16 protein-coding genes are annotated in these 20,454 nt (G+C 64.6%); 8 read left to right on the top strand and 8 right to left on the bottom strand.

Annotated features, from left to right (window positions below; translation table 11 throughout):
* Window positions 1-32 precede the first annotated feature (32 nt).
* Both M8523_RS25025 and M8523_RS25020 read left to right on the top strand, forming a co-directional pair.
* Window positions 33-1,334, top strand: coding sequence for an NtaA/DmoA family FMN-dependent monooxygenase (locus tag M8523_RS25025; protein WP_282587627.1), 1,302 nt, complete (start codon window positions 33-35; stop codon window positions 1,332-1,334).
* A gap of 316 nt (window positions 1,335-1,650) precedes the next feature.
* The gene (locus tag M8523_RS25020; protein ID WP_282587626.1) at window positions 1,651-2,724 is read left to right on the top strand and encodes an acyltransferase family protein; all 1,074 of its coding nucleotides are present in this window, start codon (window positions 1,651-1,653) and stop codon (window positions 2,722-2,724) included.
* Window positions 2,725-2,920: 196 nt separating this feature from the next.
* On the opposite strand, the gene M8523_RS25015 is transcribed toward M8523_RS25020, so the two are convergent.
* The 8 genes from M8523_RS25015 to M8523_RS24980 all read right to left on the bottom strand — a co-directional run bounded on the left by M8523_RS25015 (window position 2,921) and on the right by M8523_RS24980 (window position 13,098).
* On the bottom strand, window positions 2,921-3,712 hold the full coding sequence (locus M8523_RS25015; protein WP_282587625.1) for an amino acid ABC transporter ATP-binding protein: 792 nt from the start codon (window positions 3,710-3,712) through the stop codon (window positions 2,921-2,923).
* Window positions 3,709-4,605 carry an amino acid ABC transporter permease gene (locus tag M8523_RS25010; RefSeq protein WP_282587624.1) on the bottom strand — a complete coding sequence of 299 codons (897 nt, stop codon included), beginning with the start codon at window positions 4,603-4,605 and terminating at the stop codon, window positions 3,709-3,711. The genes M8523_RS25015 and M8523_RS25010 overlap by 4 nt, the downstream gene beginning before the upstream one ends.
* A 58-nt stretch (window positions 4,606-4,663) precedes the next feature.
* Window positions 4,664-5,569 (bottom strand): transporter substrate-binding domain-containing protein, encoded by a 906-nt coding sequence (locus M8523_RS25005; RefSeq protein ID WP_282587623.1) that lies wholly within the window; start codon window positions 5,567-5,569, stop codon window positions 4,664-4,666.
* A 46-nt stretch (window positions 5,570-5,615) separates the two neighbouring features.
* The gene (locus M8523_RS25000) at window positions 5,616-5,993 is read right to left on the bottom strand and encodes a MarR family winged helix-turn-helix transcriptional regulator (protein WP_282587622.1); all 378 of its coding nucleotides are present in this window, start codon (window positions 5,991-5,993) and stop codon (window positions 5,616-5,618) included.
* Window positions 5,994-6,158: 165 nt separating this feature from the next.
* Entirely contained in the window at window positions 6,159-7,124 is a 966-nt protein-coding gene (locus M8523_RS24995; protein ID WP_282587621.1) for an ornithine cyclodeaminase, read from the bottom strand.
* Window positions 7,124-9,139, bottom strand: a complete 2,016-nt coding sequence (locus M8523_RS24990) for an FAD-binding protein (RefSeq protein WP_282587620.1) — start codon at window positions 9,137-9,139, stop codon at window positions 7,124-7,126. The genes M8523_RS24995 and M8523_RS24990 overlap by 1 nt, the downstream gene beginning before the upstream one ends.
* Window positions 9,136-11,052 carry a DUF3483 domain-containing protein gene (locus M8523_RS24985; RefSeq protein WP_282587619.1) on the bottom strand — a complete coding sequence of 639 codons (1,917 nt, stop codon included), beginning with the start codon at window positions 11,050-11,052 and terminating at the stop codon, window positions 9,136-9,138. The genes M8523_RS24990 and M8523_RS24985 overlap by 4 nt, the downstream gene beginning before the upstream one ends.
* 9 nt (window positions 11,053-11,061) lie before the next feature.
* Window positions 11,062-13,098 carry an oxidoreductase gene (locus M8523_RS24980; RefSeq protein ID WP_282587618.1) on the bottom strand — a complete coding sequence of 679 codons (2,037 nt, stop codon included), beginning with the start codon at window positions 13,096-13,098 and terminating at the stop codon, window positions 11,062-11,064.
* A 392-nt stretch (window positions 13,099-13,490) separates the two neighbouring features.
* Here M8523_RS24980 and M8523_RS24975 point away from each other — a divergent pair, with 392 nt between their 5' ends.
* The 6 genes from M8523_RS24975 to M8523_RS24950 all read left to right on the top strand — a co-directional run bounded on the left by M8523_RS24975 (window position 13,491) and on the right by M8523_RS24950 (window position 20,349).
* Window positions 13,491-15,011: an FAD-dependent oxidoreductase gene (locus M8523_RS24975; RefSeq protein ID WP_282587617.1), complete on the top strand. Its 1,521-nt coding sequence runs from the start codon at window positions 13,491-13,493 to the stop codon at window positions 15,009-15,011.
* Between the two features lie 38 nt (window positions 15,012-15,049).
* A complete protein-coding gene (locus M8523_RS24970) occupies window positions 15,050-17,047 on the top strand; it encodes an FAD-dependent oxidoreductase (protein WP_282587616.1) in 1,998 nt (665 codons plus the stop codon).
* Between the two features lie 375 nt (window positions 17,048-17,422).
* Window positions 17,423-18,184 (top strand): amino acid ABC transporter ATP-binding protein, encoded by a 762-nt coding sequence (locus M8523_RS24965; RefSeq protein WP_428351248.1) that lies wholly within the window; start codon window positions 17,423-17,425, stop codon window positions 18,182-18,184.
* Window positions 18,184-18,825, top strand: coding sequence for an amino acid ABC transporter permease (locus M8523_RS24960; protein WP_282587615.1), 642 nt, complete (start codon window positions 18,184-18,186; stop codon window positions 18,823-18,825). The genes M8523_RS24965 and M8523_RS24960 overlap by 1 nt, the downstream gene beginning before the upstream one ends.
* Window positions 18,822-19,499, top strand: coding sequence for an amino acid ABC transporter permease (locus M8523_RS24955; RefSeq protein WP_282587614.1), 678 nt, complete (start codon window positions 18,822-18,824; stop codon window positions 19,497-19,499). The genes M8523_RS24960 and M8523_RS24955 overlap by 4 nt, the downstream gene beginning before the upstream one ends.
* A 25-nt stretch (window positions 19,500-19,524) precedes the next feature.
* Entirely contained in the window at window positions 19,525-20,349 is an 825-nt protein-coding gene (locus M8523_RS24950; RefSeq protein ID WP_282587613.1) for a substrate-binding periplasmic protein, read from the top strand.
* The last annotated feature ends 105 nt before the right edge of the window (window positions 20,350-20,454 follow it).

Here is a 20,454-nt window from a genome sequence, read left to right as displayed (position 1 = left end):
CGGGGCTCACACCTCAGCATCAGGAGTTTCTCGTGACGGCAGCGCCATTCCATATGGGCTGGTTTCTCGGCAATAGTTTCGGCGTCCATGGCTGGAACGACCCCTGGGGCGGCAGTCTCGCGGCCGAATGGACGCGCCCCGACATGCACATCGACCTCGTGCGTGCGCTAGAGCGCGCCTGTTTCGACTTCCTCCTGTTGGAGGATTCAGCCTTTGTGCCGGACAGTTACGGCTCGTCCATGGATTTCTATCTCCGGCGTGCCGCGCGGGTCCCCAAGAACGATCCACTTCCTCTGGTGCCCTTGCTGACTCAGGCGACCCGGCATCTCGGGATCGTCCCCACCATTTCGACGTCCTTCTACCCGCCCTATCTGCTGGCGCGGCTGATTGCGACGCTCGATCTCATGTCGGAGGGCCGGGTGGGTTGCAATTTCGTGACCTCGACGGCGCTTCGGGCCGCCCAGAACTTCGGACTCGACGAGCATCTGGAGCACGATCGTCGCTACGAGATGGCGGACGAATTCGTCGAAGTGGTCAGGAAGCTATGGACGTCGTGGGACGACGACGCCGTGATCATGGACATCGAGCGGCAAACCTTCGTGGACCCCACCAAAGTCCGGACCATCGACCACAAAGGCCGCTTCTTCTCGGTTCGCGGTCCGCTGAATACCGCAAGGCCGCACGACGGGCGGCCCGTTCTAGTCCAGGCCGGTGGCTCGCCGCAAGGGCGGCACTTTGCGGCCAGGCACATGGATGTGGTGATCGCCGCCCTGGGCACGGTCGACGAGATGAAGACCTACCGGGCCGACATGCGCGAGCGGGTCGCCGCGCAAGGCCGCAATCCCGATGATTGCAAGGTCCTCTTCCTGCTGACGCCGACGCTGGGCGACACAGATGCCGAGGCACAGGCCCGCTACGAACGCGGCCTCCGCGCCAAAAGCGCGTCGCCGGAGAACGGACTGGCCTTGATGGCAAGCCTGACCGACATCGACTTCGCGAAATTCGATCTGGACGAGCCTCTCGAAACAATGACCACGAACGGGCAGCAGGGAACGCTGAAGCGGTTTCTGGCGCAGGGACGCACCCTGAGGGAGATCGCCGCGAATTTCCGCTTCGGCTTCGAGGACGTCTTCGGCACGCCGGACCGCGTCGCCGCCATCCTGGGCGAGGTGATGGCGGAGGTCGGAGGCGACGGCTTCGTGATCAACCTCCCGATCACCCGTCGCACCATCGCCGAGATCACCGATGGCCTCATCCCTGCCCTACAAAAAAGGCAGCTCGTCCGCAGCCTGTATTCGCATGCCGGGTTCAGGCAGAACCTTTTTGAGTTCTGATCCCGGCCGTAGCTTCGCCACCAAGACCCGGAGCTCGCGGTGCGACCAAGCCATGAGGAGTCCGCCTGCACCATCAGGTCTGCCTCGAATGCCGATCCTGAAGAGTCGTTCGACCGCGTCCTGAGCTTGGCCGCGATGGCGATCAGGATCATTGAGCGCACCGGAAGGAGATGCAAAGTCAGCCAACACGGCTAACAACCGTGAACGCATCGAGTTTGCGACAGGCTCCTGCAAATGTCAGGCGATAGGCTGTCTGCTTTTCCATTGGCTCGTTCCCCACAACGTTTGTATTGCACGCAGGCGGAGGCAGCGATCAATGGCTCGAAACCATGCTTTGGACAGCTTGCGGGGACTCGCGGCTTTGGCCGTTGCGCTGGGTCATAGCAATCTCGCTGTCACGGGCCTTGTCGCTTGGCAGGCTACGCTTTTCGATCTGCCTCATCTCGGTTGGCGCGATGTTTCAGGTCGCCTGCTCTATCTCGTTTTCCCAAGCGATGCTGCCGTCACCCTGTTCTTTGTGTTGAGTGGATATGTGTTGTGGCAGTCATTTCAAAGATCCCTTGAGAACGGCGGCCGTGATCATTCCTTGATGCGACTGGCCAGCGATCTGCCCGATTACATCGTAGGCCGGCTTTATCGTCTTTTGCCGACGCTGATGGCGAGTTGCCTGATTATGGCCTCTTTCACCGGTGCCTCCGTACCCGTTCTCATCAAGAACATGTTGCTTCTCGACCACGATCTCATCGGGGTTTCATGGACCCTGCAGGTCGAAGCAATCTGCAGCCTTGCTCTTTTCGTCGCGCATCGTTTGCTACGTGGCTCTGCCAAGGGAGCGCTCGTTTGTCTCCTTTTGGTGATTGCCTGCGCGGGTTTTTTCCGGGGATCGAACTTCTTCCTGTTTTTTCCAGCCTTCCTTCTCGGGGCCCTCATCGGCTCAATACCGAGTCACTTTTGGCGACGATGGATGGCTCCGGTGGGATTCATGATACTATCCTGTGGCAGTCTGGTACTGACACGCCACGCACCGGGCCGTGCCTGTGAGATGATCGGTGCGACGCTGCTGATCGGCTCCGTAGGCACCCTGCAGCCCAAGATCCTGCTCGCACCTGTCCTGGTGTTCCTCGGCGAGATCAGCTATTCCTTCTATCTCGCTGATCCGCTTGGGCTTCTATGGGCTCACGCCTTTGTCGATGACAGAGCGCCTCAAAGCGCATTTTTCATTTCGTTCGTGGTCCTGGCCATTGCATCGATCGCTTTGACGCTTCCGACAGCTTGGCTCCTTCATGTCGCTTTGGAACGGCCATTGATGATAGCTCGACCACGATTGCATTTGAGAGGGCGTCGCCTGAGCTCACAGCCCGCAGGGAGCGTGTCGCAAACTCTGGCGTAGGCCACTGGACGGGCAGGATCGGCTCTGACTTCAGGCTTCGCCATCCTCCGGAAGTGCGAAGCAGAATGCGGGAGATGGTTCTGCTCGCGACCCGAACCGTTCGCGCGACCACATCATGCTTTGAAATCCCGGATCGTCTGCCGCGCCCTGGTGAAGGATGGAAGCCGAACCAAGGCAATCGCCCATGAAGATTCGGTCAGGACACGACCCTCGCCAGGAAGGTCCTTGTCCGCGCGTGTCGCGGGTGGGACAGGACTTCGGCGGGCGGCCCGGACTCGACGATCACGCCGCCGTCCATAAAGACGACCTGATTGGCGACATCGCGGGCGAAGCTCATCTCGTGGGTCACCACCACCATCGTGGTGCCCTCTTGGGCAAGCTGTTTCATCACCGCCAGCACCTCGCCCACGAGTTCTGGGTCGAGCGCCGAGGTCGGCTCGTCGAACAGCATCAGCTTGGGCTGCATGGCGAGGGACCGGGCGATCGCGACGCGCTGCTGTTGGCCGCCCGATAGCTGCTGCGGGTAGGCGTCGGCTTTCTCGGTCAGCCCTACTTTGCGCAGAAGCTCCCGGGCGCTGCGGATTGCCTCCTCTCGCGGCTGCTTCTTCACCGTGATCGGGGCTTCGATAATGTTTTCCAGCGCCGTCATGTGCGGAAACAGGTGAAAACCCTGGAACACCATGCCCATGGCTTGCCGTTGCGTTGCGAGCGCCTTGGGTGACATCTCGTAGAGGCGGCCGTTCTTTTCGGTGACCCCGACCAGGAGACCGTCAAGATAGATCGCCCCGCCATCGGGCACCTCCAGGCGATTGAGGCAGCGCAGCAGCGTGCTCTTGCCCGATCCCGACGGGCCGACGATACAGGTGACCTGACCGGTCTCGACCACCAAGCTCACGTCACGAAGCACTTCGACCGGACCGAAGCTCTTGCGAAGCCCGACAATCCGGAGGAGCGGTACGGTCTTGCCCGTCGGTCGCGGCTGGGTCATGCGCGGGCAAGCCTCCACCAGGACGTGCGGGGCACGAGCCGCGCCGGGGCCGTACGCCCGACCGCCATGGCGTGTTCGATGTAATGTTCCATGAACGTCAAGGCGGTCGACAGAACCAGGTACCAGATCGTGACGACGATCAGGAGCGGGATGGTCTGATACGTGCGCGAGTAGATCATCTGCGCCGAATAGAGCAGGTCTGGCAGGGCCAGCACGCTGACGAGCGAAGTGAACTTCAGCATGGAAATCGTGTCGTTGCCGATCGGCGGAATGAGGATGCGCAGCGCCTGGGGCAGGATGATCCGGCGCAATGCCTGAATGCGGCTCATGCCAAGCGAGGCCGCGGCTTCGGATTGCCCAGTGCTGATCGCTTTGATGCCGGCCCGGATCATCTCGGCCGCATAGGCGCTTTCAGTCAACGATAGGCCCAGGATGGCAGCGCTGAATGGCGTGATGAGGACATTGGTGTCCCAGGACACGAACGCACGGCCGAACGGAATGCCGATTCCGATCCTGGGGATGAGCAGGGCAAGATTATACCAGAAGATCAGCTGCACGAGCGGCGGCACGCCCCGGAAGAACCAGATCCAGGCCCAACTGGCAGCCTGGAACACGGGATTGTCCGACAACCGCATCACCGCCAGCAGCATACCCACCGCGAGCCCGATGATCATGGCGAGAGCCGTGAGCAACAGCGTGCGCCCGAGCCCTGCCAGAATCTCCCCGTCGAAAAGGTAAGCGCCGACAACCCCCCATTGCATGTTCGCGTTGAACACCAGGAGCTGCACGAAAGCAGCCGCCAGCCCGATGAGCAGAGCGCCGCCGGCCCACCGCCATGGATGACGAAGAGGAATGGGTTTCGTCACCGCGACATCATGCGCATCCATCGCCATGACACGGACCTCGTTGAGTAGGCATTCGCCTCGCAGATCGGCGACGGCGCGGACCGGGCTATTTCGGATCGGGATCTTCCGCCGTCACCAGGACGGCCTTCTTCAGAAGTCCTTGCTTGTCGACACCCCAGCGGGCCATGATGGTGAGATACGATCCGTCGTCGATCATGGCCTGCAAGGCATTCTTCAGGACCGGGCCGAGTGGATCGCCCTTGCGAACGCCGATGCCGTTGTAGAGCTCGTTCACGGCGAGGCCCGAGACCGCATAGGTGCCGGTCTGCTTGGCGAGATACTGCAGCTTGGCCGACCCTGCGGCGACGAGCTGGACCCGACCCGACGAGACCGCCAGTTCGGCGTTGCTCTCGGTGGTGAACTGCTGAAGGCCGATCGGCGGCAATCCTCCTTTCACGCAGGTCTCGGCACTCAGCTTGGTGAGGTATTGGAAGTCGAAAGCGCCGGTGAGAACCGCGACGCTCTTGCCGCACAGATCCTTCAGCTCGTCGATCTTGAGCGGATTGGCCTTGAGATATGCGTAGGCCGTTCCATCCGACCGCTGCGGGATAAAGTCCAGCACCTTGAGCCGGTCGGGGACCGGGGCGAAAGAGGCGAATCCTGCGTCGAAGCGACGGCCCGCAAGCCCCGGAAGGATCGCCTCGAAACTTGTCCCCGTCAGGGTGAACGGCACGCCGAGTTTGGCCGACATGGCCTTGGCCATGTCGATGCTCCACCCCTTGAGCGCACCGCCTTCCGCAAACTCGTCCGGCGGCCAATCGTTGAAGGCCGCGACCTTCACGCCGTTGTCCTGGTAATCCTTCGGCAAGGCATCGTGCAGCGCCTTGTCCACGGCCGGCGCGTCTTGGGCCGAAGCCATGCCGACCGGCGCCGCGAGGCCGAGAACCAGAACGGCGGCGCCCAAGCCTGGGCGCCATGACGCCATCGCGGCGCGTCTCACCTGTTTCGACATTCGGTTCTCCCCTCCCTCAAAATGCCTGCGTTCTTGGCAGGCAAACTCATCCGGTGCGCAACCAAGGGGCGGCATCCGCCATCAGCTTGGTCAGGATCGCATCGAGCGCCACGCGCTCGACGGCCGAAAGGCAGCGCAGCATCTCGTCTTGGCGGGCCTTGAAAAGGGCCGTCGTGAGCGCGATCAGTTCGCGCCCCTCGGGCTGGAGCGACAGGAGCGCATGTCGGCGATCCGACTGCACGAGATCGCGCCGAATGAGGCGACGCTGCAACAGATTCTCGACCGCCCGGCTGATCGAGTTCTTCGGCCGACCGAGAACATCCGACACGCTCTTGGCGGTCAGCGGCCCGTGATGCTCCAGGCAGAACAGGAGATTGTTCTCGTCCCGCAGCAACCCGTGCTCGCGCTCGATCTGGACGAACACCGGCGTCGTGTAGAAGCCAGCCCACAGGCTGATGCGAAAACCGTCCGCATCGATGCCCGGGCTTGCGAGGATGCGATCTAGAACGGTTTTTGGCGCCGGACTGTGGTCGATGTCGGACGTGTCGATGGCCGGGTCTGCGAAATCGGTCGGGATGGAACTTACTCCTCATGGCGCGACTCTGTGAGGCGCGGTCTCTGCGATCACGCCGAGGTGTCGGGCGGTGAAGAGGTCGAGATGTCCGCCGCCGACGTTCTTGTACATCGTGATCGCATCGGGTGCCGTGCGGCCGGGATGACGGCCGGTACACAGGTCGAACAGATCGCCCTCGATCGAGTCGAGGGTGAGGAGGCCGCGGAGGATCGGCTCGGCGATCTCGCCCGAATGGTCACAGCCGTTGCGGGTGTCGACGAAAACGTGGGCGCGGCGCACGACATCGTCGTCGGCCTCGCGCATGTCGGGAAGGTAGGCGCCGATCAGATCCACATGCGTGCCAGGCTTAAGGAGTGCCCCCTTGACCAGCGGGCTCGTGGACATGGTCACGCACGAGATGATGTCGGCACGCGCGACCGCGGCATCGAGATCCGTGACGGACCTGACCGGCAGGCCCTCGGCAAGAAGACCTGCGGCGGTATCGTCTGCTCTCTTCGCCGTCCGGTTCCAGATCAGGATCTCGCGGATCGACGGGCGCACAGCCGTATGGGCGAGGGCGACATGAGGCGCCAAGCCGCCGGATCCGACGATCAGCAGCACCTCGGCATCGTGCCGGGCCAGGAGATCGACCCCGAGCGCGGAATCCGCAGCCGTCTTGCGAAACGTCATGGCGGCCCCATCCGCCGCCATCAGCGGACGGCCCGTGGCCCCATGGAACAGAGTCACGAGACCCTGCACGGAGGGCTCAGGAGGCGTCAGCGCGAGATTGGAGGGAAACACCCCGACGAGCTTGACCGCGATGACGTCGCCCGCCGCCCAGGCCACGAGTGACACGAACTTGTTGGTCTCGTCCGGCAGTTCGCCCATCACGCTTGAGCGGCTGAGGGGCATCCGGTCGGCCGCGTGGGCCGCCCGCAGGGCCTCGACAAGGGACGGATAGTCAAGGAGGCGATGGACGTCGTCTGCGCTAAAGACCTGCATCAGGATCTCGCCTCCGGGTCGGATTGTGTGCCGAGGAGACCGTCGCGGACCAAGAAATCGAGGATTGCGTCGGCGGCGGCCTCGGGATCGGGCTCGATCATTTCGCGCCGTCCCGTTGCGGTCGTGGCCTGACCCGGACCAAGCGGTGCGGTGAGCCGCTTCTGCCGCGGCCTGCTGGGCTTCGTGAGCCAGCTTGCGCGCGCATCGACGCTCACCGGCGGGGGTGGCTGGTACTGGACCAAGCCGCGCGCCGCGCGCATGCGGGCACTGAGCCGTGGCTCCGGTCCGGCCCGGTCAACCGTGATCATGAGAGGAAGTGGCGCCTCAAGCCGGCGGCGCTTGCCGCCCGGCAGCGCCTGGACGAGCTGGGCGGTCTCTCCGGCGATTTCGAACGCCACGATGTTCGTGGCCAGAGCGAAACCGAGCTGTTCGGCGAGAACGAACGGCACCATGCCGCTACACTCTCCGGCCTCGGCCCTGGCACCCGCCACGACAAGTCGGGGCTGGGCGGTCCGCAGCCAGGCTGCGAGAGCCGGGAGCGGGTCGGCGTCGTCAGCGGTTTCGAGCTGAACCAGATCGTCGGCGCCGGCTCCGAGATACTCCCGCAGCACATCCGTGCGCGGGCCTGCATGAAGCGCCGTGACGGCGGACCCGCCGCCGAGCGCCAGTTCGAGCGCCCGTGCGTCGAGGGCCGCCCGGCAGGCCCGCTTCGAGACTGAGTGCTTGCCGACAGAGACGAGAACGACAATGTCGCTAAAATCCCTTGCGGACGCCGGTTCGTATGAAGTTCGGTCAGTGTCCGGATTCACGAGCCACGAAGGTGGACCGGAGGGTGCTTGACCTTTCCACTCCACATCTTCCTTCCACGAATTTTCCCTTGGTGGGCTGGGTGGAGGGAGTGCTGCGCCCGGGCGCTTCTTCGCACTTGCCTCTGCACCACCGCTCTCGCCCAACCGGCGCTCCGCGGCGCGACGCACCAGCGCCGGGAGCACCGCCTGTGCGTCGGCCACGATCGCGAGGTCGGCGCGTTTCACCATTTCGGCGCGCAAGTCGACGTTGACCGCGATCACCCGTTCGGCAGCCGCGATGCCCTGCAGATGCTGGCTCGCACCCGCGATGCCGAACGCGAGATAGCAGCGCGGCTCCACCAGCGCGCCGGAGGCCCCCACCTGGCGGTTGCGTGGCAGCAGCCCGGCGTCGCATACGACGCGGCTGCCTGCTTCGGCGGCGCCTAGCGCACGGGCAGCGGCATGGAAGGAAGGCCAATCTGTGAGGCCGCTTCCGGCGGCGATGATGAGATCCGCTTCGGCGAGCGGCACATTGCCAGGGTCGAACGGCAGCAAGCCGCGATCCCGCACCCGCGGCGGCGGCCCGAGGGAGACCGGAACAGTTCGGGCTTCGCGCAGCACCGTTTCATTAAGCGGCGCGAAACTCGCTCGCGCCGGAACGATCACGCGCGGGAGAGGCCGGCGGACTTCGATCCGCCCGGCATCTGTGTCCGCCGCCAGTCCTTGGGCGTCGAGCCGGCGAACCTCGAAGGCCGCCCGATCGCCGAGCCGGGCCGCCACGCGGCGCGCGAGTTCGCCGCCGACATTCGTGTCGGAGAACAGGAGGTGGCGTGCGCCACTCGTTTCCGCGGCGGCCAGGATGAACGACACCCGCGACTCCGCGCTGTCATTCACGAAGCCCGCGCCCGCGAGAAGCACGACCCGGTCGGCACCCTCCTGCTCCGGCTTGAAGCGCAGGTCGGCGCCGTCCGGCAGGCATGCGGCCAGAACCACGCCGCCCCCAAGGTCGTCAGCAAGGCGGCGCGCGGCGCCCAGGAGATCGCGATCGTCCCGCGACAGACGTCCGGCATCGAGGTTCAGCACCGCAAGCACGAAGGGCGCGGCATCGTCGACCCGCACTGTGGCCTGGGTCGGCTCCTCCGCCGCAGACACTGCAACAGGCGCCCGTACCCGTAACGTGGCAGGGTCACGCGGATCGCGCCGGATGCGGAGCGGCGGCTGGCTCATGAGGCTAGCACTGCTTCGGCAGCGCCAGGCACGGCTTCGAGAGCGGCGAGCGCGAGCTCGGCGATGTCCAACACGACCGGGCGCGGCCCGATGACGCCCTCCAGCATCCCGGTGCAGGTCGGGCATGCGACCGCCACAATGGCGGCGCCGGTCGCCCGGGCCTGGGCAATCCGCATGTCCGGGATGCGCCGTTCTCCGGGGACATCTGCAAGGCTCGCGCCGCCGCCGCCACCACAGCAGCGTGAGCGCAAGCCGGACCACTCCATCTCGGCAATCGTCAGCCCGAGCCGCCCAAGAAGCCGGCGCGGCGCCGCGACCTCGCCGTTGTAGCGTCCGAGGTAGCAGGGATCGTGATAGGTCACGACATCGGCCGGTCCGTCTCCGGCCCGGAGCCGACCATCGGCGAACAAGCGGTCCAGGGTGACAGAATGGTGCTCGACCCGGTAGTGGCCGCCGAGTGCCGGATATTCATTGCGCAGCGTGTGGAAGGCGTGCGGATCGGCCGTGACGATGAGGTCGAATGCGTAGCGCTCGAGTGTTTCGATGTTGCGGGTCGCAAGGTCTTGGAACGTGAACTCGTCCCCGAGGCGGCGCGCCAGATCACCGCAATCGCGCTCCTCATCGCCGAGGACCGCGAAATCGACATCGGCATGTCGGAGCAGATGCACCAGGGCTCGCAGCGTGCGCTGGGTGCGGCGGTCGAAGGCGGCCTCGCCGAGCCACAGCAGCACGTGTGCCCGACGTCGTTCGGCCATGATCGGCAGCTTCAGGTCCGTCGCCCAGTCGAGCCGCGACCCGAGCGCACGTCCGGCCACGGTGTCGGTGTCGCGGATCGTCTCCAGCGCCACGGCGGCCTTCGCCGGGACAGCGCCGAGCTCCAATGTCTGATAGCGACGCATGTCGACGATCGCGTCCACATGTTCGATCAGCATGGGGCATTCGTGGACGCAGGCGCGGCACGTGGTACAGGCCCACAGGGTTTCGGGCGCGATCGCGCCGCCGATGCCGGCTTCGGCAATGAGCAGAGGGCTCTGGCCACCCTGCGCTGCCGTCGTCGCCTCCACGAGATCTTGAATCACGCGCTTCGGATTGAGCGGTTGGCCGGCCGCATAGGCCGGACAGGCCTCCTGACATCGACCGCATTGTACGCAGGCGTCGAACTGCGCGAGGCGGGGCCAGGGAAAGCTCGCAGGCGTCACGGCACCGACAATCGGGAGATGCGGGCCGGGTTTGCGCAACCCGGTCAAATCGAGCGGCTTCAACGCGGAGTCGATTCGACCCTGGAACCGTCGCGGGCGGCTGTGGGCCATGAGGTTGACCACCCCGGCCGTGGCATGCCGCATTGGGCCTTCAACGCTCCACATCACCAGTGTTCCGAGCGCGATCGTGCCGAGGAGGGCCAGCGCCATCGAGGACGGCGCGAAGGCTTCCGGAGATCCGCCGACGCGGATAACCTGCACGGTCGATCCGCACAGGAACACGAGCGCGCCCAAGAGCGCCGCCGGCAGCAGGTTAAAGGTGCCGCCCGTGAGGCGGCGTGGCCGCGGCGGTCGGCGGCGCCAGGCCACAAGAGCCACGCCCGCGACCGAAACGGCCGTCGAGACAAGAATGAGCGACGCCAGGGCGACCGCCGCGCGCCCCCTCATTCCCCCGACATGCAGCACGAAGGCAAGCGCAAGCGCCGCCACCAGTCCCCCCGCAGCCATGACGTGCATGCGCGACGCGTAGGGGTCGCGCGCCACCACCTCATGCACAGTATGGAAATAGGCGTGTGCGAGGCGTCTCAGGCCCCCGACCCAATCGACGGACGCCGTCCCTCCGACTCGCCAGCGCCAGGATAGCCGGACCATCTGCCCGACCAGACCCGCGGCCGCGAGGAGGAGAACGATGCCCGCGAGGTCAGGGCCGTGCATCGCTGGCTCTCAGATCTGTGCCATGAAGCGGGAGGCCTCGAAGATGGCCGCATAGACGTTTCGGCTCATCACCGCGTCGCCGATGCGGAACAGCTGGAAATGGCCGTCCGCGTTGGTGTTCACCGTCTGCGGCCTGTTCTCGATCAGCGCCTCGAGATCGACCTCGCCGTCGTTCGACGAGAGCGGCTTGAGCGCGTGGTAGAGGTCCTCGTTCGGCAGTGTGCCGAGTTCAAAGACGAGTTGGTCGACGACTCGCTCCTCCTCGGCGCCCGTGAACTCGTTCTTCAGAACCGCCACGATGGAATTGCCCTCCATGTAGGCTTGGCTCAGCTTCACGTTCGGGGTCTGGATGACGTTGCCTTCATAGAGCTTGCGCATGTAGGCGACATGCGTGAGGTGTCCGGTCTCGGCCCCGACCTCGCGGTCGGGGGTGGCGACCTCAACGGCCGCGCCGCGCTGCGCCATGAAGTCGGCGCAGCCGGACCCTGAATGCAGGCCCATCTCGTCGTAGACCAGCACGTTGCTGCCGGGCTCGACCGAGCCGTCAAGAATGCGCCAGGTCGACACGCCGAGATGCGCGCCATCGATCTGCGGCGCGGCAGGTGAGCCCCCGGTCGCCACGAACACCACATCGGGCCGTTCAGCCTGCACAGCCCGAGCGTCGGCCCGCGCGCCGAGCCGGATGTCGACACCCTTTTTGCGGATCTGGCTTTCGAGCCAGCGCACGATCCCGCCCATGTTCTCGCGCCAGGGCACGGTCTTGGCGAGGTTGATCTGGCCGCCGAGCCGGCTCTCGCCCTCGAACAGAACCACGCCGTGCCCACGTTCAGCGGCGACGCGTGCTGCTTCCAGACCTGCCGGCCCACCGCCCACCACCACGACCTTGCGGCGTGGCGTGGTCGGCACGTGGATATGGGGCATGAAGGCCTCGTGGCCCGTCGCGGCGTTCTGCACGCACTTGACCCCGCCCGATCCTGCGAAGTCGCCGCAGTAATTGGCACCGACGCACTGCCGAATGTCGTCCTCGCGCCCTTCCTGCAGCTTCTTCATGATGTGCGGGTCGGCGATATGGGCGCGCGTCATGGCGACGAAATCGACGTGGCCGTCCTGTATGGCACGGTTCGCCGTTGTCACGTCCCGAATCGCGGAGGCGTGAAGGATGGGGATGTCCACCTCGGCCTTGATGGCGCTGGCGAGATGAAGGAACGCGGCGGGTGGATAGGACATGTCGGGCAGCATGGCCGACAGGTTCGCGAAATTATCGCCATGCGCCTGATAGACGCTGATGTAATCAACGAGGCCGCTATTGCCGAAAGCTGTGGCGACCCTGAGGCAATCCTGGGCGCTGAGTCCGCCGGACATCATCTCATCGCCCGCCATGCGCAGGCCCACAACGAAATTGTCTCCGACGGCTTCCCGAATGGACTGGAATACTTCAAGGCCGAAACGCATGCGGTTTTCGAGACTGCCGCCATATTGATCTTTACGCTGGTTGGTGACCGGTGACAGGAAGCTGTCGATCAGGTGGTGCGCAGCCGCGATGATCTCGATGCCGTCGAGGCCGCCCTGCTCGCAGCGTCGTGCCGCATCGCCGAACGCCTTGATGGTCCGCTTGAAGTCCCAGCTCTCCATCTCCTTCGCGTAGGAGCGGTGCGCCTGCTCGCGGTTGGCCGAGGGTCCGATCAACGGCAGCCAGTTATGCGATGCGTAATGTCCGCGGCGCCCGAGATGGGTGAGCTGGCAGAACACCGCGGCGCCGTATTGGTGCACCCTGCGGGCGAAGCTTTCGAAATACGGAATGATGCGGTCGCTCGACACGTCGATCTGCGAGAACGGGAGCGGAGAATCGACGGCCACCGAAGAGGAGCCCCCGAAGATGGTCAGCCCGATCCCACCGCGCGCCTTCTCGGCGTGGTAGAGCTGGTAGCGGTCCTTCGGCATGCCGTCTTCGGCGAGCCCCGCCGCATGGCCCGTGCTGGCCATGCGGTTGCGCAGCGTGAGATTGCGGATCTTCAACGGCTTAAGGAGAGCTTCGTAGTCAGTCATGCGCAAGCGACCACTCAGGAAGGGAACCGGCGTTGTCCGCGACTGCACGCGCGATCCAAAGACAAGTGCGCCATGCTGCTTCAGATTAGATTAGTTCCATGTGGACTTGTCAATGCATCAAACCGAGCTGGAGATCTGACGGGAGAGGACCGGATCGGGGGTGTTTGACTGTTGGATGAAGATGGGAATGACCGGGCGTGCAAGGTTGTCACCTCCGCAGATACTGAAGTTGCACAAGCTTTGTCCGCTTGTCTGCCCTATTGGTCGGCACTGATGCTGTTGCATAATGGATGAACCTGGTTCGGTCGCCCGTTCGGTTTTGAAGCCAGGATCCATTCAGACACTTGCCTCCTAGTTCTATTTGGTATCACTTAGATGTTCCGGAGGGCGCAATGGATCTGTTCGATGTCGCCGTTGTCGGCGGGGGGATCACCGGAGCCAGTTCGGCCAACCATTTGGTCGCAGCCGGTTATTCCGTCGTGTTGCTGGAACAGGGTGATTTCGCGAGCGGCACGACGGGGCGGACCAGCCGCCTGCAATATTCCGGGCTCTCCTACCTCGGCGCGCTTCAGCCGCTCAGTCAAATCGCTCGCCACCCCTTCAATGCCGTCGAGGCGGTCGGACTCGCCCGCCGTTCGATGCGCGACCGCTCGGCTTTCATCCGTTCAGTTCCGGAGCGGGTGCGTCCGGTCCCGTTCTTCCTGCCGATCTATCGCGACGGACCCGTCTCGCTGCGCAGCATGATGCTGGGCTTCCGGCTGATGGAACGGCTCGATCCGGACGGCGTGCCTCTGTCGGTCGAGGTGATCGAGCCGTCGAAGGCGCGACGCGATCCACGGCTCCAATGGCTGCGAGATCCCGACCGGCTGACGGGCGTGGTTCAATGTATCGAGCATCAGTTCGACTGGCCGGAGCGGATTTGCGTCGATGCGGTGTTCAACGCGGCGGAGAACGGCGCCACTGTCGAGAACCATAGCCCTGTGCAGGCACTCGCGCGTCAGAAGGATGGGACCTGGCTGACCACCGTATGGGACAAAAGGCAAAACGCGGCTCGGCACTATCGGAGTCGCGCCGTGCTCAACGCCGCAGGCGCCTGGGTCGACAAGATCGCGGCCTCGTCGGAGCTCGGCATCCCTAAGGTCAACCAGGGCGAAAAGGGCAGCAACGTCGTGGTTCGCCTGCCGCCCGAGTTCGAGGGCATCGGCTTCGAAAGTCTCACACGCGGCGGCGCGCCCTTCTATGTGATCCCCTGGGGCAAGCTCCATTACTTTGGGCCGGCGAATCGGCCTTCCGAGCCGGATAATGCCGGCTATACCGTGAGCGAAGACGAAATTCTGTTTCTGCTTGAGGAGTTCAATTTCTTGTTTCCATCGCTTGATCTTCAACGGAGCGATGTGCGCTACAGTTGGGCCGGCGTACGTCCGCGCACCGCGCGACGTGGCTTCGCGTCCGGCGGGTCGGCCGTGCGATTGCATGATTTCGGGCGGGATGGCGCAGCCAACTACTTCGCCTATACGGGCGGACTGCTGATGACGCATCGCAGCGCCGGTCGCGAAGTCGTGGCGGGGATCGGCCGCAAGCTGCCGCCGTCGGGGTCGAGCCGGCCCTTTCTCGGATCGGCCCGCCTTCCCCCAACACAGGCCGACAGCACGACGCTGCGGGCCAGCGACGGCGATGTCGCGGCAAAGGGGCTGGTCTATGCCTGCCAGCACGAGAAGGTCCGTGATCTCGCCGACCTGATGCGCCGCCGTGTGTCGATCGGCTGGGGCGAGCACCTGGGCTGCGATGTGGCGCACCAAGTCGCATCGACGGTCCGGGACGCGATGGGCTGGTCGGCCGGAGAGGCCGCGGCGGAGGCCAATCGATACATCGAGACGACGCAACAGCAATTCGGCTTGTGCGAAGCTGTTTGACGCTCAAACCCGGAACGCGCTTTGCATGGGATTGCGCAATGACAGAGCCCTCGAACGTTCCCCTGCCCCACGTTTCGCAAGCCTTGGGGATGCGCGGCAAGACCCTGCGTGCCCGCGTCTATCTCCCCGGCCACCAACCAGGGTTGGCCGACAATGGCGTGCCGGGCGAACGCTACATCGACTACCACCGGCAGCGCGCCAGGGCCGGGCTTGGCATGCAGATCACGGGCGCAACCCCCGTGATGTGGTCGGAGGTCTGGGCCGACGGGCGAACGCTGATCAACATCGATGATCGCATCGTCCCAGGCTACCGCGCGCTCGCCAAGGCGGTTCACGAGGAGGGCGGCCTGATGCTGGCGCAGCTTGCTCATGTGGGCGCCATGGAGACGGCCGGCGAGGCGATCGTGTCTGCGTCCTGGGAGCATTCCGAACTGACGCAGCGCATGTCGCGCGAAGCGACGCCCACGGAGCTGGCCGAAATCGCCGAACTCTATCGCGGCGCCGCCATGCGCTGCCGGGAGGGCGATCTCGACGGGGTCGAGGTAACCATGGCGCATGGCATGCTGCTGGCGAGCTTCCTGTCTCCTTTGATGAACCGACGGCAGGATAGGTTCGGCGGTGACCGCGACGGCCGCACCTTATTCCCCCGTCAGGTTCTGGCGGCCGTGCGCGAGGCCCTCGGCGAAGACCGGATCATCGGCATCCGCATCCCCGGCGACGAGATGGTCGACGGCGGCATCGATGCGGTTGAGGCCGTCGCTATCGCGCAGCGGCTCGTCGCTACCGGCACGGTCGATTACGTCAGCGTGACGGCTGGCAACAATACCCGCAAGATGGCGCGCGTCGACCATTGGCCGCCGACTCCGGCTCCCTTTGGCGCCTTTCGTCATCTGTCGCGCGCCGTGAAGGGAGGTGTCGACGTCCCGGTTGCCACTGTAGGCCGTGTCACGACTGTTGCCCTCGCGGAGGAGATCCTCGCAATGGGTGACGCCGATCTTGTCGGCATGGTGCGGGCCCATGTGGCAGACCCGCGCCTGCTGCCGAAGTCCCGAAGCGGAGCGCTTAAAACGGTCCGCCCGTGTATCGGGGCCAATGTCTGCATCAATGCGCTGATGGACCACAAGTCCCTCACCTGCATGGTGAACCCGGAGATCGGACGCAGGCCCGAGACGCTCGACCGGCCGATCTATGCGTCGCGGCCGGCCGTCGTGGTCGGCGCCGGACCGGCCGGACTTGAGGCGGCCCGGCGCCTCGCTCTGCGCGGCTTCGAGACGACGCTAATCGAGGCCGGGGATAAGCTCGGCGGTCAGTTGGCGCAGTGGTCCGAAACACCGTCGCGCCAGGAGTTCAAGCGGATCATCGGTTGGTGGGGTGACGAACTCGATCGCCTCGGGGTGCGGGTCCGCACCAACACGGAAGCGACCGTCGACGGGCTCCGCGCCCTACAGCCGTCCGTGGTGCTGCTCGCGACCGGCTCGACGCCGCTGCCGTCACCGACCCTTCAGGCCGGGCTGCTGCCGAGCTACGGAGCCTACGAGGCGCCGGCGGCAGGCGGTCACGTGGTCGTCTACGACGAAATGGGCCGCCTCGCGGCCATGTTGACGGCCGAGCGCCTCGCGCAGTCGTGGCGCAAGGTGACGTTCGTGACCTCCATGTTGCACCCGGCCGAAGGCGAAGGCTTGACCACGGCCTATTCGCTGCTCCGCGCTCTCGCGGGCCATGGCGTGACCATCATCGACCGCGCCAAGGTGACCGGTATCCAGGGTGACGATGTCGTTCTTCAGGGCGTGTTCGGCGAGCCCCGGCCGCCCGTGCAAGATGTCGATGCCGTCGTGTCGCTCAGTCGCGTCGTCAGCCGAAACGGTCTGCTCGAACCATTGCGAGCGGCGCGGATCGACACCCGCCTGATCGGTGACGCCAAGCTGCCTCGCGGCGTGACCGAAGCCGTTCAGGATGCCGCGACGACCGTCTGGTCACTCGACGATGGACGAAACGACGTGGATGCCGGAAGATCGATCGCGGGAGCCGCCGTATGACGGCCGCGTTTCTTCCCTCCGGCCGGAGCCTGATCCTCGTGCAAGGGAACACCTCGAAGCGTCGGTCGATCTCAACCCGGGTTGTTCGAACAGAGAGGCGCATGTGAACCGCGCGATCTGCTCGGTCCGGCCCTCCAGATCGTTTTGGACTCGGCGACTGTCGGCCCGGCCCGGCTGGCCTGCGCCCACGCAGCGGGCGTGGCCTTGCGAAACCGAGCTTCGAACCGGTCTCCATGATCTGGCTGTCAAACGGACCCGGTGGCTGTCTCACGGGTCAGCCGTATCCCGCCTGCAAACCTCCGCCGCGAAAAGTGAGCAAGTCGAATGCCTCAACAGCTCAGGGTCGTCGGACAGCACGTCGGAAAAGAAGCGCCCTTGGCTCTGACGAACAAGCCCTACGTCAAGCTCGAACAGATCACCAAGAGTTACGGCGCTCATACGGTGCTGCGTGACGTAAACCTTTCGGTTCACTCCGGCGGCGTCTTGGCGATCATCGGTCCGAGCGGCTCGGGCAAGAGCACATTGCTCCGTTGCATCAATTACATCGAGCCGCCCAACAAGGGCATTGTAACGGTCGGAGACGTGACGATCGAAGGGGAAACGCCGGTGTCGCGGCGGGATCTCCGCGCATTGCGCAGCAAGCTCGGCATGGTGTTTCAATCGTTCAACCTGTTCCCCCACCTGACGGTGCTGCGCAATATCACGCTCGCGCAGGAGCGTGTCCTCGGCCGAACATCAGCCGAAGCCGAGCTGATCGCCATGCAGTTGCTGACGCGGGTGGGTCTCGCCGACAAGGCCGCGCAGTACCCGAGCCGCTGTTCGGGCGGACAGCAACAGCGCATCGCCATCGCCCGCGCGCTAGCGCTCGATCCCAAGGTGATGCTGTTCGACGAACCGACTTCTGCGCTCGATCCCGAACTTGGCCTCGAAGTCCTGTCCGTCATGCGCGAACTCGCGACGAGCGGCATGACCATGATCGTGGTGACCCACGAGATGAGCTTCGCCGAGAATGTTTCGGATCACGTCGCCATCATGGCCGACGGTTGCATTCTCGAATACGGCCCGAGCCGCGAGGTCATCCGAAATCCCCAATCGGCGCGGGCCAGACAGTTCCTGCGCGCCGTGAACGAACGCTGATGTTGTATCAGCTCGGCCTCATCCTGCGCGGATTGCCCTGGACGATCCTGATCACGGCGGTGTCGCTGCTGATCGGCTGCATTCTCGGCTATCCCATCATGCTGGGGCGCAATGCCCGCAGCCTTCCGGTCCGCCTCGTGTCGATCGCGTTCATCAGCCTGATTCGGGCGGTGCCGCCGCTGGTGTGGCTCTTTATAATTTTCTTCGGTGTCGGCACCGGCGCCTTCAGCATGAGCCCGCTGACCGCGGCCCTGATCGGGCTCGGTCTCATCGCTGCCACCAACATGGCGGAGATCTACCGCGGAGGCCTGATCTCGATCCACCACGGCCAATGGGAGGCTGCCCAGGCGCTCAATCTGGGGGGCGCCCACACGTTCCGCGATGTCATCGCGCCGCAAATGTTCCGGGTCGCACTGCCATCGTCGGCCACCTACGCGATCGGGTTGATGAAGGACACTGCTATCGCCTCGACGATCGGCGTGCCCGAACTTGCCTACCAGGGGGCACGCCTCACCCAGGAGACGTTCCAGGGCCTCAAGGTCTTCGGCATGGTCGGGCTGATCTACATCCTCCTCAGCCTACCGATCGCCTGGCTGTCCCGGCGCGCCGATCTCTACCTTCGCGCCAAGGTGGCCCGATGAACGCGTTGTTGCAGGGCGCCACCTGGGACGATTTCACGTCCTGGCTGCCCGATCTCTGGTCGGGGTTCGTCCTCAGCATCGAGGTGACGATCGCGTCGCTGGCCGTCGGCCTGCCGCTCGGGCTCGCGCTGGCGCTCGGTGTCCAAACGAAAGCGATGCTTTTGCGCGGGATCTGCCTCGCCGTCGTCGAGATCGGACGCGGCGCGCCGGCCCTCGTGTTGCTCCAGTTCATCTATTTCGGGCTTCCGTCCGCGGGCCTGCCGCTCACCTCGTTCGTGTCCGCGACCATCGCGCTCGGCTGGTCCACGGGTGCCTACACAAGCGAGATCATTCGCGCCGGTCTCGACTCGGTGCCGGGCGGCCATAAGGAGGCCGTGAGCGCCCTCGGCCTCTCGCGCATGGACGGCCTCCGTTACGTGATCCTGCCCCAGGGTCTCCGCGTCGCCGTCCCGGCGCTGCTCGGCTTTTCGATCCTGGTGTTCCAGGCCTCGTCGCTCTGCTTCACCATCGCGCTGCCCGAGCTCATCAGCCGAGCCTACGAGATCGGCACCAACACGTTTTTCTACTTTCCCGCGCTGGCGACCGCGGGGCTGTTCTATGTCGCTATCTGCATGCCCGCCTCGTTTCTCGTTTCCTACGTCGAGCATCGCGCCGGGGCCTATGCGGTCCGTTGAACCCTCACCTTAAAGGAAAAAGATGATGTCCGTCCGCAGCACCATGACCGCGGCCCTGTTCCTGGCGGCGCTTTCCGCGACAGCCCAGGCCCAGAGTTGCACCCCCAAACACACATTCACGACAGTCGAGGCTGGCTTCATCACGGTCGGTGCTTCGACCTACGCACCCTATTCGCTCATCAACGCGGACGGCGTGCTCGTGGGGATCGACGGCGATATCATGGCCGAGATCGCCAAGCTCGAGTGCCTCAAGGTCAAACCGGTCGTCGCGGACGGTGGCTCCGGCATCCAGTATGTGCTGAGCAAGAAAGCCGACACCACGACTGGCGACTGGTACCGCACCGCCGAGCGCGCCCGCGTCGTCTATCTGACGGCACCGCTCTACGTCGACCAGATGGCTGTCTATTCGAAGCAAGGCTACGACTCGATCGGCCAGATGGAAGGCAAGGTCATCGGCAGCACATCCGGTAACCTTTGGAATGCCGACATGAAGAAGGTGTTCGGCGACAAGGTGAAGCTCTACCAGACATCCGTCGCGATGCAGCAGGACCTGATGGCAGGTCGCGTGGACCTTGGCGTCGACGGTGAGTCGATCGGTGTGGTGGCGCAGCAGCAGGGCCAGTTGCCGGGGATCAAGATCGTCGGGATCAAGCCAGATCCGCGGGTAGCGGCGAGCCAGGAGGCCGGCCAAGGCACCTTTCCGATGACAAAGGACAATACCGCGATGGGCAAGGCGTTCGACGAGGATATCGAGCAGCTGCACAAGGACGGTACGATCGGCAAGTTGCTGGCCAAATACGGTCTCAGCGAGTCTGCAGCGACCACCGGCGCGCCGCGACTCATCAAGTAGTGTTTCTACAGTAACAATCCATGACTTGTTGAAGAACTATTGAGGGGTCATCCTTCGTGGAAGGGTGGCCCCTTGCATGTTGAAATCCCTACATTTCAATGAAGC

The sequence above is a fragment of the Lichenifustis flavocetrariae genome, assembly GCF_026130545.1.
GTDB lineage: Bacteria > Pseudomonadota > Alphaproteobacteria > Rhizobiales > Beijerinckiaceae > Lichenihabitans > Lichenihabitans flavocetrariae.
Note: the sequence above shows the minus strand (reverse complement) of the source record. Positions and strands in the feature narration are given on the sequence as shown.

Bases quoted from the DNA above. Each gene is read 5' to 3' on its own strand.
- M8523_RS24995 (WP_282587621.1), bottom strand. From the start codon at position 7,124: ATGCAGGTCTTTAGCGCAGACGACGTCCATCGCCTCCTTGACTATCCG.
- M8523_RS24955 (WP_282587614.1), top strand. From the start codon at position 18,822: ATGAACGCGTTGTTGCAGGGCGCCACCTGGGACGATTTCACGTCCTGG.
- M8523_RS25020 (WP_282587626.1), top strand. From the start codon at position 1,651: ATGGCTCGAAACCATGCTTTGGACAGCTTGCGGGGACTCGCGGCTTTG.
- M8523_RS24970 (WP_282587616.1), top strand. From the start codon at position 15,050: ATGACAGAGCCCTCGAACGTTCCCCTGCCCCACGTTTCGCAAGCCTTG.
- M8523_RS24980 (WP_282587618.1), bottom strand. From the start codon at position 13,098: ATGACTGACTACGAAGCTCTCCTTAAGCCGTTGAAGATCCGCAATCTC.
- M8523_RS24950 (WP_282587613.1), top strand. From the start codon at position 19,525: ATGTCCGTCCGCAGCACCATGACCGCGGCCCTGTTCCTGGCGGCGCTT.
- M8523_RS25010 (WP_282587624.1), bottom strand. From the start codon at position 4,605: ATGGCGATGGATGCGCATGATGTCGCGGTGACGAAACCCATTCCTCTT.
- M8523_RS25015 (WP_282587625.1), bottom strand. From the start codon at position 3,712: ATGACCCAGCCGCGACCGACGGGCAAGACCGTACCGCTCCTCCGGATT.
- M8523_RS24990 (WP_282587620.1), bottom strand. From the start codon at position 9,139: ATGAGCCAGCCGCCGCTCCGCATCCGGCGCGATCCGCGTGACCCTGCC.
- M8523_RS24975 (WP_282587617.1), top strand. From the start codon at position 13,491: ATGGATCTGTTCGATGTCGCCGTTGTCGGCGGGGGGATCACCGGAGCC.
- M8523_RS25005 (WP_282587623.1), bottom strand. From the start codon at position 5,569: ATGTCGAAACAGGTGAGACGCGCCGCGATGGCGTCATGGCGCCCAGGC.
- M8523_RS24960 (WP_282587615.1), top strand. From the start codon at position 18,184: ATGTTGTATCAGCTCGGCCTCATCCTGCGCGGATTGCCCTGGACGATC.
- M8523_RS24985 (WP_282587619.1), bottom strand. From the start codon at position 11,052: ATGCACGGCCCTGACCTCGCGGGCATCGTTCTCCTCCTCGCGGCCGCG.